We start from the raw sequence: 15,304 nt of genomic DNA on the forward strand, positions 1-15,304 counted from the left end.
TAATTATTTTTTAAGGATTGCTAAATTACGAAATTTAGTGTTAAAATAATTTTAAGCAGCCTAAGGAAATTTCAGAAATAGGCCGATTTTATTCGCTTTTCGGGAATTTTAACTTTAATGCGGCCTTCTTTTTAACCTCTTTTAGGATATATATCCAGAATATCTGAAAAATTAGTATCCGGAAATCCAATTTTAAATGGTAATTACCGGCTAAACATTCCTATTATGGCAGCTGGTAAAGTCGTTCATAATATTCATCTACCGATTTCTCCCAGGTAAATCGCTGGCGTTTTGCTGCCGCGCATATTTTTTTCCAGGCCTTCCTATCATGAAAGAAAAGGTCTACGGTTTCTGAAAATACCTTAATAAAATCTGCTTCTTTTTCTTCTATGGTTTCGCCGGAAAAGCTGAAGCCAGTCTTGCCGTGGCTCACCGTATCTTTTAATCCACCTGTATGATGAACCAGGCAGGGCTGACCATTTCGCATTGCCAGCATCTGGCTAATTCCGCAAGGTTCGAACAAACTGGGCATCAGGTAAAGATTGGATTCCTGGTAAAGCATATCTATGATACTTTCAGACTGGGCATTGATGAATATGAAATTCTTGAGCCGGTAACTCGCTTCCCTGAAAATGCTTTCATATTCCGGCGCTCCGGTCCCCAGCAAAATATAAACTCCATTGACTTCGGTCAATTTGGCGATCAATTTATCCAGTAGTTCGGGATTGTTCCGGAAGAAATAGAATTTCTGCTCCGTGAGTCGCGCAACACTGGTACAAATGAAATCTGGTTTTTTCTCCTGGAAACGGGTGATCTTTTCCCCGGTGTGGGCGAGATAATGTGCTTTATAATCCTTTTTTTCTTCCTGTAACCACCGGAACAACCTCCTGACGCACTGCCTGAGGAGTATTCCCTTTTCAACCGTATTGATATTGGCATAATTGGCACCGTTCAAAATTCCGAAGAGCCTGTTTTCACTTTCGGCTTTGGTCAGGTCGGCTTCCAGGCCTTCCCCTCCTATAAAATGTGGCGGGTCGCTTTGTTTCTGAATGTCTTCCTTGTAGGATGGAGATACGGTGTGAACTGCATCTGCAAGCCTTATTCCAACGGCCATAAGGTTGATACAGTCCGGATATCGATGGTCGTATAATTTTTCCCGGTCATATTCTATATCCGGAAAAAAAGCGCTTACCGAAGAATAATTGTGTTCAAATGGTCTAATTCCCTGGATCGCGAGGTTATGTATCGAATAAACGAATCTCAGGCTTTTAAGGTTTTCGAATTCACGATTAAATTCCCTGTGGAAAAGCATCATGCTCGTATGCCAGTCATGAAGATGAACAATTTGAATGTTATCAAACACACCATCACGTAATCCAGCAGCTACAGCTGTACAGAATAGCGAAAATGTAGTGGCATCGGTATAAAAGGGCTGATCGGGATCGTTGAAATAAATATGAGCGATATCACCCGATTTGATCTCGGGATGATGGATCACAAAATGCCTGATTCCTTTTACCTGTTTTTTCCCCGGCACCTCGTAGACCTCGGCCTGATGATAATTTCCCCTGAAATTAAAACCTACCTCTGCCAGCTTTTCACCATCCCGATGAATTCTCGAATAGGAAGGCGTCACCACTGAGACCGTATCACCTCTAAAGCCGATCTGCCTAGGCACATCTCTTACCACATCACCCATTCCTCCAGCCTTGCACCGGGGGATTGCATCATTTTCAGCCGCTACGAACAGGAAATTAGTTTTCAAATTAGTTGGTTGGTTTCTGACTGAAGTTAAGAATTAAGGGAGCTTTCAGCCATTTATTTTCATTAAATGATTGTTAATATACCATTTAATTAAAATATTCGGAACTAAAAAAGCCCCTTCGAGTGAAGAGGCTTTCCATGAATATTATCTAAAACAGAATCTTTACTCTATTTTGAAGGCTTTGTTCTGCGGATAGTAGGCCACATCACCAAGCTCTTCCTCGATACGTATCAACTGGTTGTATTTCGCCATACGATCACTTCTCGATGCTGAACCGGTCTTGATCTGCCCGGTATTTAAAGCCACAGCAAGATCGGCGATGGTGTTGTCTTCGGTTTCACCTGAACGGTGAGACATTACCGAAGTATAACCGGCATTATGGGCCATGTTTACAGCGGCAATGGTTTCGGTTAAAGTACCAATCTGGTTTACCTTGATAAGAATTGAGTTAGCGATATTTTCATCGATTCCCCTTCCAAGACGCTCTACATTGGTCACGAAGAGATCATCTCCTACCAGCTGAACTTTCTTTCCGACCTTGTCTGTAAGTGCTTTCCAGCCTTTCCAGTCATTTTCATCCATACCGTCTTCGATAGAGATGATAGGGTATTTTGAAGCCAGTTCAGCAAGATATTCAGCCTGCTCTTCACTGCTTCTCACTTTTCCTTTATCTCCTTCGAATTTGGTATAATCGTATTTTCCATCCACGAAGAATTCAGCAGCAGCACAATCCAGAGCGATCATTACTTCCTTTCCTGGCTTGTAACCTGCCTTTTCAATTGCTTTCAGAATAGTATCCAGAGCATCTTCAGTTCCATCCAGAGTCGGAGCAAAACCACCTTCGTCACCTACAGCGGTACTTAGTCCTCGGTCATGAAGAACTTTTTTAAGATTATGGAAGATTTCGGTTCCCATTTTAAGGGCGTGAGAAAAACTTTCAGCCATCACAGGCATGATCATGAATTCCTGGAAAGCGATAGGCGCATCACTATGGGAGCCACCGTTGATGATGTTCATCATAGGAACAGGAAGTGTATTAGCGCTCACTCCACCAACATATCGGTAAAGAGGCATATTTAGCTCGTTGGCTGCGGCCTTAGCGACTGCAAGAGAAACACCAAGAATGGCGTTTGCGCCGAGTTTTGATTTATTTGGAGTTCCATCAAGATCTCTCATGGTCTGATCGATCAGGTTCTGTTCAAAAACAGAAAAACCCAATAATTTCTGTGCAATCTCACCATTCACGTTTTCCACGGCTTTTGAAACGCCTTTCCCCATAAAATCCTTACCGCCGTCACGTAATTCAACTGCTTCATGTTCTCCTGTGGAAGCTCCCGAAGGAACTGCGGCACGGCCCATGATCCCGTTTTCGGTATAAACATCTACTTCTACCGTTGGATTTCCTCTTGAATCAAAAATCTGCCTGGCATGAATATCTAAAATAGCACTCATAATTTCGTTTTAATTAGTTAATTGAACAGCTGCAAGATACAAATCCAAGTATTAAAAAGCCAGTGTACAAGCGAGATTTAAGGCATTTATAACGATTCATGCACTTCAAACGTTTTCGGAAAAATGAAATAGAAGAAAACCCTAATTTTTGAAAATATCGAAATAAGCGCGGAATGTTATTCCCAGTCCATCACTGCTAGCTTCCGAATAATTATCGTTCGTTTCTGAAAATTGAAGATCCTCAAAGGCTTTTTCTGAATTTAAGGTGTTATAAGTCAATAGGAGGCTAAAATTTATATGCTCGAGGCTGAAAAAATCCCCTTCAACTCCAGCTGAAAAAGTCCAGAACTGATGCCTGGAAGATTCGCTTATATCTTCACGTAATTCATATCTATTTCCATTTCTCTGAAAGAATCGCTCGTAAACTCTCATAGTTCCGAAGTTATATTCCGGAAGAATGACCAGGGCGGCCTCCTTATTGCCAAATATCAGTTTTGGCGCAATGGAAAAATTAAAGGAATGAAACCTGCCGTCGTACCTCGCTACGCCCTGGGGAGGTGAACTTTCAAAATCTAATTTTTCAAATTCATTAGGCGTACCGGCATAGTAATTAATTCCAATTTCCGGAGCCAGGAATTTAAATCGAAACACCTCGGCTCCTGCTTCAAAAGCCCCGTATAAATTAGATTCGTATGCTTTATTATAGAACATCTTCCCTCCGGCGTACAGCCTGGGTTGGAATTGAGCATGGCTGAAAAATGAGCAAAAAAGCAGGGCCATGAAGATTGCTAAACGCACCAATTATTCTTTTCCTAATTTAAATCCAAGCTGTATGTCGATAAGTGGAGCGAAATATTTATCTCCTTGATCGTTGAACCCCAAGCCGGCACCAAGATTTAGATTTAATTTAAAATTGCTGTTATAAACTCGCTGTAGCCCCCATGTTGGCCCTACAAAACCAGTAAGGTCATTTTCCATATCCCCAATTATGGCCTCACCACTTCCTAGAACAGCCGCCAGGGCGATATAATTACCGCTGTTCTCAGATACCTTTTTACCTTTCTCTATCCTTTTGTCAAAATTGTAATAATAGCGGTATTGTGCTGCGAATTGGGGAAAAACCCCGTATTCCGGTTCTTCTAAATATTCAGCGTCATGATAACCGAAGCCGAATCCTAGCATTAGATCCAAGGAAGTAAGATCAGACAATGCGACTTCATACTCGGCAGATGGAATTAAAAAGTTTAAAGAAAATTGGTTTTGTGTAGACTGGGCATTAGCTGTTAAACCTGCGAAAAGCAGGAAACCTAGGATAATCTTTTTCATGTTAGAATTGGGTAGTTTCAAATTGAATCCGAAACTATACAATTCCAACAGGGCCGGCAAATTTATTTTATTACTAACCGTTAACCAATAAAAAAGGCCGGGATTACCCGACCTTTTTTACTTTTATATCACATGTTTATGCCTTTACCGATTTGATCCTGTCGATGAATTCATCGAATAAATAGCTCGCATCGTGAGGGCCTGGACTTGCTTCAGGGTGATACTGTACAGAGAACACGTTCTTGCTCTTCATGGCAAGCCCCCCAACAGTGTTATCGTTCAAACAAATGTGAGTCACTTCTACATCTGCATGTGCCTCGGTTTCATCTTTATCTACCGAGAATCCGTGGTTCTGGGAAGTGATCTCCCCTTTCCCGGTGATAAGATTTTTAACCGGATGGTTTATTCCCCTGTGACCATGGTGCATTTTATAGGTTTTGATGCCATTTGCGATCGCGATGATTTGATGGCCAAGACAGATCCCAAACAACGGATGATCGTTCTCAATGATGGTCTTAGTAACATTGATAGCGCTTTCCAATGGTTGTGGATCACCAGGACCGTTAGACAGGAAGTATCCATCAGGATTCCATTCTTTCATTTCATCGTAGGTAGCATCATAAGGAAACACTTTGATATAAGCATCTCTTTCAGCTAGATTACGAAGAATGTTGGTCTTGATCCCCACATCTAAAGCCGCAATCTTATAGGTCGCGTTCTCATTTCCGAAGTAATAAGGCTCTTTAACCGAAACTTTTGAAGCCAGCTCCAGTCCGTTCATGTCTGGCACTTCGGCAAGTTTTGCTTTTAAACCTTCAATGTTATCCACATCGGTAGAAATGATGGCATTCATGGCCCCATTCTCACGGATATAAGTAACAAGTGCGCGGGTATCTACATCAGATATCGCAAAAATGTTGTTTTCTTCAAGGAATTGCTCCAGGCTTTTATCTGAAGCCGGTCTTGATTCGGTATAACTGAAATTCTTACAGATTAATCCAGCGATCTTGGCGCCATCAGATTCATTTTCCTCTTCATTGGTTCCATAGTTTCCAATATGTGCATTGGTAGTTACCATCAACTGGCCAAAGTAAGATGGATCTGTAAAGATCTCCTGGTAACCCGTCATCCCGGTATTGAAGCAAACTTCGCCTGCTGCGCTTCCTTCTTTGTTTCCAACGGCCTTTCCGTAAAAAATGGTACCGTCTTCCAGTAAAATCAATGCTTTTCTTTTAGCCTGATATTTCATAGTTGTGTGGTTTGTGGTGCTGTAAAATTAATTATGAAAGGGGTATAAAAAAAGGATAAACTATTAAAGCTTATCCTTTTAAAATTTAGATCTTGAAAAGAATCATTATTATTCTTCTTTTTTATCATCTTTTTTTTCTGCCTTTGGCTCTTCAGCTTTTGGCTCTTCTTTTTTGGTTTCCTTTGCAGAAGCCTCTTTTGGCTGCGCAGTAGAAGCAGTGTCATCAGACTTCTTCTTACCGGCACGACGAGTAGACTTTTTCTTCTTAGGCTTATCTACACCATAAGTTTCATTGTAATCTACCAATTCGATCATCGCCATTTCAGCAGCATCTCCAAGACGGCTACCTAACTTGATCACTCGGGTGTAACCTCCTGGACGATCTCCAACTTTAGGAGCTACATCTCTGAAAAGTTCACTAACAGCTTCCTTGCTTCTAAGTTTGCTGAATACGATCCTTCTATTGTGAGTCGTATCTTCTTTAGACTTGGTTACAAGTGGCTCAACAAAAACTTTAAGGGCTTTCGCCTTTGCAACAGTTGTGTTGATTCTCTTGTGCTCGATAAGAGAACAAGCCATGTTCGCCAACATCGCCCTGCGATGCGCTGTTTTTCTACCTAAGTGGTTTCCTTTTTTTCCGTGTCTCATGACATTTTATTTTCATCATCTTGCTGCAACCCGCTCTGGGGAGCAAAATATGATGGGATTTATATTAAAATTTCAGGCGTGAACCAGGTTCACTAATGCCTAGTCTTTATCTAATTTATATTTTGAAAGATCCATTCCAAAGTTAAGGCCCTTGTTGCTTACCAGCTCTTCAAGCTCAGTTAGCGACTTCTTACCGAAGTTTCTGAATTTCATCAGGTCGTTCTTATTGTAAGAAACAAGGTCTCCAAGAGTATCAACTTCAGCAGCCTTCAAACAGTTAAGAGCTCTAACTGAAAGATCAAGATCTACCAGTTTGGTCTTAAGCAACTGTCTCATGTGAAGAGATTCTTCATCATAAGTTTCGGTTTGAGCGATCTCATCAGCCTCAAGAGTGATTCTCTCATCAGAGAATAACATGAAGTGGTGGATAAGAGTCTTTGCTGCTTCGGTCAATGCATCTTTAGGATGGATAGAACCGTCACTGATAATTTCAAATACCAGTTTCTCATAATCAGTCTTCTGCTCTACTCGGTAGTTTTCGATACTGTATTTTACATTCTTTATAGGAGTGTAAATAGAGTCGGTGAAAATAGTACCTAGAGGAGCATTGGCTTTCTTGTTTTCTTCCGCCGGAACATAGCCTCTACCCTTTTCGATAGTGATCTCCATATTCAGGCTCACTTTCTTATCCATGTGGCAAATAACCTGGTCTGGATTAAGAATCTGGAAACCTGAGATGAACTTCTGGAAGTGACCGGCAGTAAGTTGCTCTTCTCCGGAAACAGAAACGGTAACCGATTCGTTATCGATCTCATCGATCTGTCTCTTGAACCTGATCTGTTTCAGGTTAAGGATGATCTCAGTTACGTCTTCCACTACTCCCGCGATGGTCGAGAATTCGTGATCTACACCTTCGATACGTACCGAAGTGATCGCGAAACCTTCCAAAGAAGATAAAAGCACTCGTCTTAAAGCGTTACCAACGGTTAATCCATATCCTGGTTCCAAAGGGCGAAATTCAAATTTCCCTTCGAAATCGGTTGAATCAATCATTATAACTTTATCGGGCTTCTGAAAATTTAGTATTGCCATATTTCGACTTCTGTGTGAATTATTATTTCGAATATAATTCGACTATAAATTGCTCGTTAATGTTTTCAGGAATTTGAACTCTTCCAGGAACAGATACGAAAGTTCCTTCTTTCTTTTCTGAATTCCAAGAGATCCACTCGTATACATTGCTATTGTTAGACAATGACTCCTGAATTACACCAAGTGATTTAGATTTTTCTCTTACACCTACAACATCTCCGGCCTTTAGGTGGTAAGAAGGAATATTAACAAGTTCCCCGTTTACAGTGATGTGACGGTGACCTACCAATTGACGGGCAGCTCTTCTTGATGGAGCGATTCCCATACGGTAAACCACGTTATCTAAACGAGATTCGCAAAGTTGAAGAAGTACCTCACCGGTAATTCCCTGTGCACGCGTTGCTTTTTCGAACATGTTACGGAACTGACGCTCAAGGATACCATAGGTATACTTGGCTTTTTGCTTTTCCATCAACTGGATAGCATATTCCGATTTTTTTCCACGACGACGGTTGTTCCCGTGCTGTCCTGGAGGATAGTTTCTTTTTTCGAAAGATTTGTCGTCTCCAAAGATAGGCTCACCGAACTTACGTGCTATCTTAGTTTTTGGACCAGTATATCTTGCCATTAGTATTATTGATTTTGGAAAGGGATTATGAATTAAGGCATAAGTCCTTCGATAATCTAATTCCTCTCCTAATTAAAATTTAATTAAACTCTACGTCTCTTAGGTGGACGACAACCGTTGTGTGGAAGTGGAGTGATATCGATGATCTCGGTTACTTCTATCCCACTGTTGTGGATAGTTCTAATCGCAGATTCTCTTCCGTTTCCAGGACCTTTTACATAAACCTTAACTTTACGCAGACCAGCTTCGTGTGCGATCTTAGACGCATCTTCAGCAGCTAGCTGTGCAGCATAAGGAGTATTCTTCTTAGATCCTCTAAAACCCATCTTACCCGCAGACGACCATGAAACAACATCACCTTTCTTATTGGTAAGAGAGATAATAATGTTGTTAAAAGAAGCAGTTACGTGAGCTTCACCATTAGCTTCAACGCTTACTTTACGTTTCTTCTGAGTCTTTCCGGCCTTTTGATTTGTCTTCTTTGCCATACTACTTACTATTTAGTCGCTTTTTTCTTGTTAGCAACTGTTTTTCTTCTTCCTTTTCTGGTTCTGGAGTTATTTTTGGTTCTTTGACCTCTCAAAGGAAGTCCCGCTCTGTGACGGATCCCTCTGTAACATCCAATATCCATTAGACGCTTAATGCTGATCTGAACCTCAGTACGTAATTCTCCTTCGATTGTATATTCTCCAACAGCTTCACGAATCTTACCGATCTCATCATCATTCCATTCAGAGACTTTCTTATTCTCGTCAACTTTAGCTTTAGCAAGTATCTCCTGAGCCCTGCTTTTGCCAATTCCGAAGATATAGGTTAGCGCTATAACTCCTCGCTTTTGTTTTGGTATATCAACCCCTGCAATTCTTGCCATAATTAGCCTTGTCTTTGTTTAAATCTAGGATTCTTTTTGTTAATTACGTAAAGGCGCCCTTTCCTGCGTACAATTTTGCAGTCGGCACTTCTCTTTTTTATTGATGCTCTTACTTTCATCTTATCTGTTTTTAATTCACCGGCAGGCAACTAACCATTCCGTGAAATTCTAAGCAATCATAAATTTTTCAGAGTGCAAAAGTATAAAAAATTTATAAAAGCCTGAAAATTACTTTTTAGTATCTGTAAGTTATTCGAGCCTTCGTTAAATCGTAAGGACTCATTTCCAGTTTTACCTTATCACCAGGAAGCAATTTAATATAGTGCATACGCATCTTCCCGGAGATATGGGCGGTCACTACGTGACCATTCTCCAATTCTACGCGGAACATCGCATTTGACAATGCTTCAATGATCGTTCCGTCCTGTTCAATTGGTGGTTGTTTTGCCATACTTAGTCTTTAGTTTATAGTTGTTAGTTCGTAGTTTTTAGATGCTAATTTTTAGCAAGGTACAATATTGTAGTTCTATTGACTAAAAACCAACGACTACTCGCTGTTTAAGCTACTGCTTTTCTGTTTTTACCTGTTTTCATTAATCCGTCATAGTGTCTATTCAGCAGGTAAGAATTCACCTGTTGCATAGTGTCTATTGCAACTCCAACCATAATCAAAAGCGAGGTACCTCCAAAGAATAACGCCCAGTTCTGCTGAACACCCAGCAGTTGAACCACTATCGCAGGGAACACTGCAATAAGCGCCAGGAAAACAGATCCCGGAAGCGTGATTTGAGACATAATACGATCCAGATATTCTGATGTCTCAGTTCCCGGACGAATACCAGGAATAAATCCACCACTTCTCTTAAGATCGTCAGCCATTTTATTTGTTGGAACCGTGATCGCAGTATAGAAATAGGTAAACACAATGATTAACAATGCGAATACCAGATTATACCAGAATCCGAATATGTTCTGAAATGCAGCCGTCACACCCTGGGCAGCATCTGAATCTGAAAGCCCGGCTAAGGCTACAGGAATGAACATAATCGCCTGGGCAAATATGATAGGCATTACACCTGATGCATTTAGCTTTAACGGTATATACTGTCTTGAACCAAATACATTCTTCTCATATCCACCAGAAGCAGATCTTCTGGCATACTGAACTGGAATTTGACGTACCGCCATTACCAGCATAACTGATGCCATAATAATTGCGAACCAGATAACTAATTCGATAAGGATCATTACCATACCCCCGTTAGACTCAAATACCCTGGAAGCGAATTCCTGGATAAAGGCCTGTGGAAGGGTTGCAATGATACCAACCATAATCAACAATGAAATACCATTCCCAATACCCTTATCGGTAATCTTTTCACCCAACCACATTGCAAATATGGTTCCGGTGGTAAGGATAATCACCGATGAAACGATAAATGTAATGTTGTCGCCTAACATGAACGCCTCTGAAGGAAGGGTTCTGAACAGGTTATAAATATAACCTGGCCCCTGTACCAACGTAATGGCGATTGTCAACCAACGCGTGATCTGGTTAATTTTCTTTCTCCCGCTTTCTCCTTCCTTCTGTAGTTTCTGAAGATAAGGAATAGCGATTCCCATCAACTGGACCACAATCGAAGCAGAGATATAAGGCATAATCCCAAGTGCAAATACCGAAGCATTCGAGAATGCTCCACCGGTAAAGGCATTAAGAAGTCCTAATAATCCGCTTTCGGTCTGGCTAGACAAATTAGAAAGCTGGGCAGCATCGATTCCGGGAAGCACTACCTGCGCCCCGAATCGATATACCAAAAGCAAACCGAGGGTTACTAAAATACGGTTTTTTAGCTCCTCGATTTTCCAAATATTCTTGATCGTATTGATGAATTTCATTTGATTATCTATTATAAAGTAACAACTTCACCTCCGGCAGCTTCTATAGCTTCTTTCGCTGAGGCCGTAAATTTATGAACAGATACTTTCAACTTTGCCTTTAATTCACCTCTACCTAATATCTTAACAAGCTCGTTTCTTCCGGCCAGGCCGTTCGCTACTAGAACATCCATATCTACCGTATCCTTAATTCTTCCTTCATCAACAAGAGCCTGAAGGGTATCAAGGTTGATCCCCTGATATTCCTTGCGGTTTCTGTTGTTGAATCCAAATTTAGGAACTCGTCTTTGAAGTGGCATTTGCCCTCCTTCAAATCCGATCTTTTTGGAATATCCAGAACGTGACTTGGCACCTTTATGTCCTCTGGTAGCAGTTCCACCTTTTCCGGAACCTTCACCGCGTCCTATACGCTTGCTATTCTTTTTAACTGAACCTTCTGCAGGTTTTAAGTTACTTAAATCCATGAGAGATTATTATTTTGATTCCTCTACAGAAACCAGGTGTTTAACTTTATTTACCATACCAAGGATGTTTGGCGTATCGTCATGCTCAACCGTCTGACCCATTTTTCTAAGTCCTAAAGACTCAAGAATACGTTTTTGGTTCTGTGTGCGGTTGATGGCGCTTTTTACTTTTGTGACTTTTATCTTTCCCATCTTATTCCTTGATTTATCCTTTAAATACCTTTTCCAATGAAACACCTCTTTGTTTTGCAACAGTTTCGGCACTTCTTAATTGTAATAGAGCATCAAAGGTTGCTTTTACAACATTGTGAGGGTTAGAAGATCCCTGGTTCTTAGAAAGTACATCGTGTACTCCTACAGATTCCAATACCGCACGAATTGCACCACCGGCAATGATCCCGGTACCGGCAGCAGCTGGAAGCAACATTACTCTTGCTCCACCATACTTACCTTTTTGCTCGTGAGGAAGGGTTCCCTTGTGCAAAGGAATGCGTACCAGATTCTTCTTAGCATCTTCTACGGCTTTAGAGATCGCATCGGCAACTTCTTTAGATTTACCAAGTCCGTGACCAACAACTCCATTCTCATCTCCTACTACCACGATAGCAGAAAATCCGAAGGCTCTACCTCCTTTTGTAACCTTAGTAACACGTTGTACTCCTACCAAACGGTCTTTCAATTCAAGACCTCCTGGTTTTACATGTTCTACGTTTTTATAATCTTGATACATATTTTCTAGAATTTTAGTCCTCCTTCGCGAGCACCTTCAGCTAATGATTTAACTCTTCCGTGATACAGATACCCACCTCTATCGAATGAAATAGTATCTATTCCGGCTTTCTTTGCTTTCTCTGCAATGGCTTTTCCAACCAGTACAGCCTGCTCCTTCTTATCTTTAGAAGCAGATGCGATATCTTTATCTCTTGAAGAAGCTGAAGCTAAAGTTTTACCTTCAACATCATCGATGATCTGTGCATAGATCTCTTTGTTACTTCTAAAAACAGATAATCTAGGACGACTTTCAGTTCCAACGATATCCTTACGGATACGTCTTCTGATCTTGTTTCTTCTATCTTGTTTTGACACTGCCATAACTATACTTTATTAAGCTGATTTACCTGCTTTTCTTCTCAACTGCTCTCCAACAAACTTAATACCTTTTCCTTTGTATGGTTCAGGTTTTCTGAATGAACGGATCTTAGCTGCAACCTGTCCTACAAGCTGCTTGTCGTGAGAAGTTAGTTTCACAACAGGGTTCTTACCTTTTTCTGAGACAGTCTCCACTTTAATTTCAGGAGCCAAATCTATCACAATATTATGAGAATAACCAACAGCAAGATCAAGCTTGTTCCCCTGGTTGCTGGCTCTGTAACCAACACCTACCAGTTCAAGTTGCTTAGTGAAACCGTTAGTAACTCCTTCAATCATATTGTTTACCAAGGCACGGTAAAGACCGTGCTTAGCTTTCTGGTCGCTCTTATCAGAAGAACGCTCAAAGGAAATCTCATTATCTTCGATCTTCACATCGATATCTGTAATTTCCTGCTTAAGCTCTCCTAACTTTCCTTTTACCGTTACAATTCCATCCTTGTAATCTACTGTTACTCCTTCAGGAATTGAAACTGGACTTTTACCTATTCTTGACATTTCTTTCGTCTTTTAAGTATTAGTATACGTAACAAAGTACCTCTCCACCAACTTTCTCGGCTTTTGCCTGCTTACCTGTCATCACTCCGTGAGAAGTAGAAACGATAGCTACACCAAGACCGTTAAGGATTCTTGGGATCTCGTTAGCTCCGGCATACTTACGTAGACCTGGTTTACTTATTCTTTGAATCTTCTTAATTACCGGCTCCTTAGTAAGCTTATCATACTTAAGGGCGATTTTGATGATTCCCTGCGCGGTACTATCATCGAATTTGTAACTAAGAATGTATCCCTGATCGAATAATATCTTAGTGATCTCTTTCTTAACATTAGAAGCAGGAATTTCCACTACTCGGTGGTTTGCTGCATTTGCATTCCTGATTCTTGTAAGAAAATCTGCAATAGGATCTGTATTCATTTATATCTATTTGCGGATGTGGTTTTCAGTTTACCTGAACCTTCATCCAGTTTATAATTTACCAGCTAGCTTTTTTAACTCCTGGGATAAGACCTTGATTGGCCATTTCTCTGAACATTACACGAGAAATTCCAAATTGTCTCATATACCCCTTTGGTCTTCCTGTAAGTTTACATCTATTGTGTAAACGTACCGGAGAAGAGTTTTTTGGTAGTTTCTGTAATGCTTCATAATCGCCAGCTTCTTTAAGCGCAGCTCTTTTTTCAGCATACTTCTTAACCAATTTTTGTCTCTTCACCTCACGGGCTTTCATTGATTCTTTAGCCATAATTAATTCTTTTTAAAAGGTAATCCTAGTTCGGTTAACAATGCTTTTGCTTCCTTATCGGTGTTGGCCGAAGTAACAAAAGTGATATCCATACCAGCAATTCTGTTCACCGCATCGATGTCGATCTCAGGGAAAATGATTTGCTCGGTAATACCAAGGTTGTAATTACCTCTACCATCAAATCCATTAGATTTGATTCCGTTAAAATCTCGTACACGCGGTAAAGCGGTAGTGATCAATCTATCTAAGAATTCAAACATTCTATATCCACGTAAAGTAACTTTAGCACCAATTGGCATTCCTTTACGCAGCTTAAACGATGCAACGTCTTTCTTGGAAATAGTAGCGATTGCTTTTTGACCACTGATTGCTGATAGTTCATCAATTGCATGATCGATAAGCTTTTTATCGGCTACCGCACCACCAACACCACGGCTGATGACGATTTTCTCAAGTTTAGGCACCTCCATTACATTGGAGTAGCTGAATTCTTCAGTAAGCGCGTTCTTCACACGCTCGTTATATTCCTGTTTAAGTCTTGGTACGTATGCCATAACTAAATTACTTCATTAGATTTTTTAGAAAATCTTACTTTCTTCCCATCCTCTTCTTTGTAACCTACGCGAGTTGCGTTTCCGCTCTTGTCTACAAGGGCCAGGTTAGAAATATGGATAGGAGCTTCCTTCTCTTTAATACCACCCTGTGGATTCGAAGCGCTAGGCTTCTCATGTTTAGAGATCATATTGATCCCTTCCACGATGGCTTTATTTTTTTCAAGAAATACCTTCTGAACTTTGCCTTCCTGACCTTTATGGTCTCCAGCGATCACTCGTACTGTATCTCCTGATTTGATTTTAAGCTTTGCCATTTTCTTAATGTATTAAAGCACTTCAGGTGCCAATGATACAATTTTCATGAATTGCTTATCACGAAGTTCACGAGCCACAGGTCCAAATACACGGGTTCCGCGCATTTCTCCCTGAGGGTTCAAAAGAACACATGCGTTATCATCGAAACGGATATATGATCCGTCTGGTCTGCGCACTTCTTTCTTGGTACGAACAACCACAGCGGTTGAGACAGCTCCTTTTTTGATGTTCCCGTTTGGAGTGGCTTCTTTGACACTCACAACGATCTTATCACCAACAGATGCATACCTTTTCTTTGTACCTCCCAATACACGGATAGCTAATACTTCCTTAGCTCCTGTATTGTCTGCTACTTTTAGTCTGGATTCTTGTTGTACCATGATTACTTCGCTCTTTCAATTATTTCTACTAATCTCCAACACTTGGATTTACTCAAAGGTCTTGTTTCCATGATCTTTACAGTATCACCTTCGTTGCAGTCGTTATTTTCGTCGTGTGCTACGTATTTTTTCGTTTTCAAAACGAATTTTCCATACATAGGGTGTTTTACTTTTTTCACTTCAGAAACCACGATAGATTTCTGCATTTTGTTACTTGTAACAACACCAATACGCTCTTTTCTTAAATTTCTTTTTTCCATCTTTCAGCAGA

The 15,304-nt window shown here is 40.6% G+C and carries 24 protein-coding genes; all 24 read right to left on the reverse strand.

Annotated elements, in window-relative coordinates; all coding sequences use genetic code 11:
- Positions 1–223: 223 nt before the first annotated feature.
- Positions 224–1,765: a glycogen synthase gene (locus tag MKO06_RS16540; RefSeq protein ID WP_241552366.1), complete on the reverse strand. Its 1,542-nt coding sequence runs from the start codon at positions 1,763–1,765 to the stop codon at positions 224–226.
- 162 nt (positions 1,766–1,927) lie between these two features.
- On the reverse strand, positions 1,928–3,217 hold the full coding sequence (gene eno / locus MKO06_RS16545) for a phosphopyruvate hydratase (RefSeq protein WP_241552367.1): 1,290 nt from the start codon (positions 3,215–3,217) through the stop codon (positions 1,928–1,930).
- 141 nt (positions 3,218–3,358) lie between these two features.
- A complete protein-coding gene (locus MKO06_RS16550) occupies positions 3,359–4,015 on the reverse strand; it encodes a hypothetical protein (protein ID WP_241552368.1) in 657 nt (218 codons plus the stop codon).
- 3 nt (positions 4,016–4,018) lie between these two features.
- A complete protein-coding gene (locus MKO06_RS16555; protein ID WP_241552369.1) occupies positions 4,019–4,543 on the reverse strand; it encodes a hypothetical protein in 525 nt (174 codons plus the stop codon).
- A gap of 136 nt (positions 4,544–4,679) precedes the next feature.
- The gene (gene carA / locus MKO06_RS16560) at positions 4,680–5,792 is read right to left on the reverse strand and encodes a glutamine-hydrolyzing carbamoyl-phosphate synthase small subunit (RefSeq protein WP_241552370.1); all 1,113 of its coding nucleotides are present in this window, start codon (positions 5,790–5,792) and stop codon (positions 4,680–4,682) included.
- A 108-nt stretch (positions 5,793–5,900) separates the two neighbouring features.
- The gene (gene rplQ, locus MKO06_RS16565) at positions 5,901–6,440 is read right to left on the reverse strand and encodes a 50S ribosomal protein L17 (RefSeq protein ID WP_156283780.1); all 540 of its coding nucleotides are present in this window, start codon (positions 6,438–6,440) and stop codon (positions 5,901–5,903) included.
- Between the two features lie 99 nt (positions 6,441–6,539).
- Complete coding sequence (locus MKO06_RS16570; protein WP_241552371.1) at positions 6,540–7,532, reverse strand: DNA-directed RNA polymerase subunit alpha; 993 nt, start codon at positions 7,530–7,532, stop codon at positions 6,540–6,542.
- A 22-nt stretch (positions 7,533–7,554) separates the two neighbouring features.
- Positions 7,555–8,160, reverse strand: coding sequence for a 30S ribosomal protein S4 (gene rpsD, locus MKO06_RS16575; protein ID WP_156283776.1), 606 nt, complete (start codon positions 8,158–8,160; stop codon positions 7,555–7,557).
- Between the two features lie 83 nt (positions 8,161–8,243).
- A complete protein-coding gene (gene rpsK / locus MKO06_RS16580) occupies positions 8,244–8,648 on the reverse strand; it encodes a 30S ribosomal protein S11 (protein WP_241552372.1) in 405 nt (134 codons plus the stop codon).
- Between the two features lie 8 nt (positions 8,649–8,656).
- Positions 8,657–9,031: a 30S ribosomal protein S13 gene (gene rpsM / locus MKO06_RS16585; RefSeq protein WP_241552373.1), complete on the reverse strand. Its 375-nt coding sequence runs from the start codon at positions 9,029–9,031 to the stop codon at positions 8,657–8,659.
- Positions 9,032–9,033: 2 nt separating this feature from the next.
- On the reverse strand, positions 9,034–9,150 hold the full coding sequence (gene ykgO, locus MKO06_RS16590; protein ID WP_010519235.1) for a type B 50S ribosomal protein L36: 117 nt from the start codon (positions 9,148–9,150) through the stop codon (positions 9,034–9,036).
- Positions 9,151–9,266: 116 nt separating this feature from the next.
- Positions 9,267–9,482 (reverse strand): translation initiation factor IF-1, encoded by a 216-nt coding sequence (gene infA, locus MKO06_RS16595; RefSeq protein WP_072553873.1) that lies wholly within the window; start codon positions 9,480–9,482, stop codon positions 9,267–9,269.
- Positions 9,483–9,589: 107 nt separating this feature from the next.
- On the reverse strand, positions 9,590–10,927 hold the full coding sequence (secY, locus tag MKO06_RS16600; RefSeq protein WP_241552374.1) for a preprotein translocase subunit SecY: 1,338 nt from the start codon (positions 10,925–10,927) through the stop codon (positions 9,590–9,592).
- Positions 10,928–10,938: 11 nt separating this feature from the next.
- The gene (gene rplO, locus MKO06_RS16605; protein WP_156283768.1) at positions 10,939–11,391 is read right to left on the reverse strand and encodes a 50S ribosomal protein L15; all 453 of its coding nucleotides are present in this window, start codon (positions 11,389–11,391) and stop codon (positions 10,939–10,941) included.
- Between the two features lie 9 nt (positions 11,392–11,400).
- Positions 11,401–11,583, reverse strand: coding sequence for a 50S ribosomal protein L30 (rpmD, locus tag MKO06_RS16610; RefSeq protein ID WP_231608455.1), 183 nt, complete (start codon positions 11,581–11,583; stop codon positions 11,401–11,403).
- A 13-nt stretch (positions 11,584–11,596) separates the two neighbouring features.
- On the reverse strand, positions 11,597–12,121 hold the full coding sequence (rpsE, locus tag MKO06_RS16615; RefSeq protein ID WP_156283766.1) for a 30S ribosomal protein S5: 525 nt from the start codon (positions 12,119–12,121) through the stop codon (positions 11,597–11,599).
- Between the two features lie 5 nt (positions 12,122–12,126).
- The gene (gene rplR / locus MKO06_RS16620; RefSeq protein ID WP_241552375.1) at positions 12,127–12,483 is read right to left on the reverse strand and encodes a 50S ribosomal protein L18; all 357 of its coding nucleotides are present in this window, start codon (positions 12,481–12,483) and stop codon (positions 12,127–12,129) included.
- Between the two features lie 12 nt (positions 12,484–12,495).
- Entirely contained in the window at positions 12,496–13,038 is a 543-nt protein-coding gene (gene rplF / locus MKO06_RS16625; protein ID WP_156283762.1) for a 50S ribosomal protein L6, read from the reverse strand.
- 19 nt (positions 13,039–13,057) lie between these two features.
- The gene (rpsH, locus tag MKO06_RS16630) at positions 13,058–13,456 is read right to left on the reverse strand and encodes a 30S ribosomal protein S8 (RefSeq protein ID WP_241552376.1); all 399 of its coding nucleotides are present in this window, start codon (positions 13,454–13,456) and stop codon (positions 13,058–13,060) included.
- Positions 13,457–13,514: 58 nt separating this feature from the next.
- Positions 13,515–13,784 (reverse strand): 30S ribosomal protein S14, encoded by a 270-nt coding sequence (gene rpsN / locus MKO06_RS16635; RefSeq protein WP_156283758.1) that lies wholly within the window; start codon positions 13,782–13,784, stop codon positions 13,515–13,517.
- A 2-nt stretch (positions 13,785–13,786) separates the two neighbouring features.
- Positions 13,787–14,338 carry a 50S ribosomal protein L5 gene (rplE, locus tag MKO06_RS16640; protein ID WP_241552377.1) on the reverse strand — a complete coding sequence of 184 codons (552 nt, stop codon included), beginning with the start codon at positions 14,336–14,338 and terminating at the stop codon, positions 13,787–13,789.
- A gap of 2 nt (positions 14,339–14,340) precedes the next feature.
- On the reverse strand, positions 14,341–14,652 hold the full coding sequence (rplX, locus tag MKO06_RS16645; protein WP_241552378.1) for a 50S ribosomal protein L24: 312 nt from the start codon (positions 14,650–14,652) through the stop codon (positions 14,341–14,343).
- Between the two features lie 12 nt (positions 14,653–14,664).
- Positions 14,665–15,033, reverse strand: a complete 369-nt coding sequence (rplN, locus tag MKO06_RS16650; protein WP_156283752.1) for a 50S ribosomal protein L14 — start codon at positions 15,031–15,033, stop codon at positions 14,665–14,667.
- Between the two features lie 2 nt (positions 15,034–15,035).
- Positions 15,036–15,293: a 30S ribosomal protein S17 gene (gene rpsQ, locus MKO06_RS16655; RefSeq protein WP_083643378.1), complete on the reverse strand. Its 258-nt coding sequence runs from the start codon at positions 15,291–15,293 to the stop codon at positions 15,036–15,038.
- Between the last annotated feature and the right edge of the window lie 11 nt (positions 15,294–15,304).

Origin of the sequence: Christiangramia oceanisediminis, from assembly GCF_022570735.2 — a bacterium.
GTDB lineage: Bacteria > Bacteroidota > Bacteroidia > Flavobacteriales > Flavobacteriaceae > Christiangramia > Christiangramia oceanisediminis.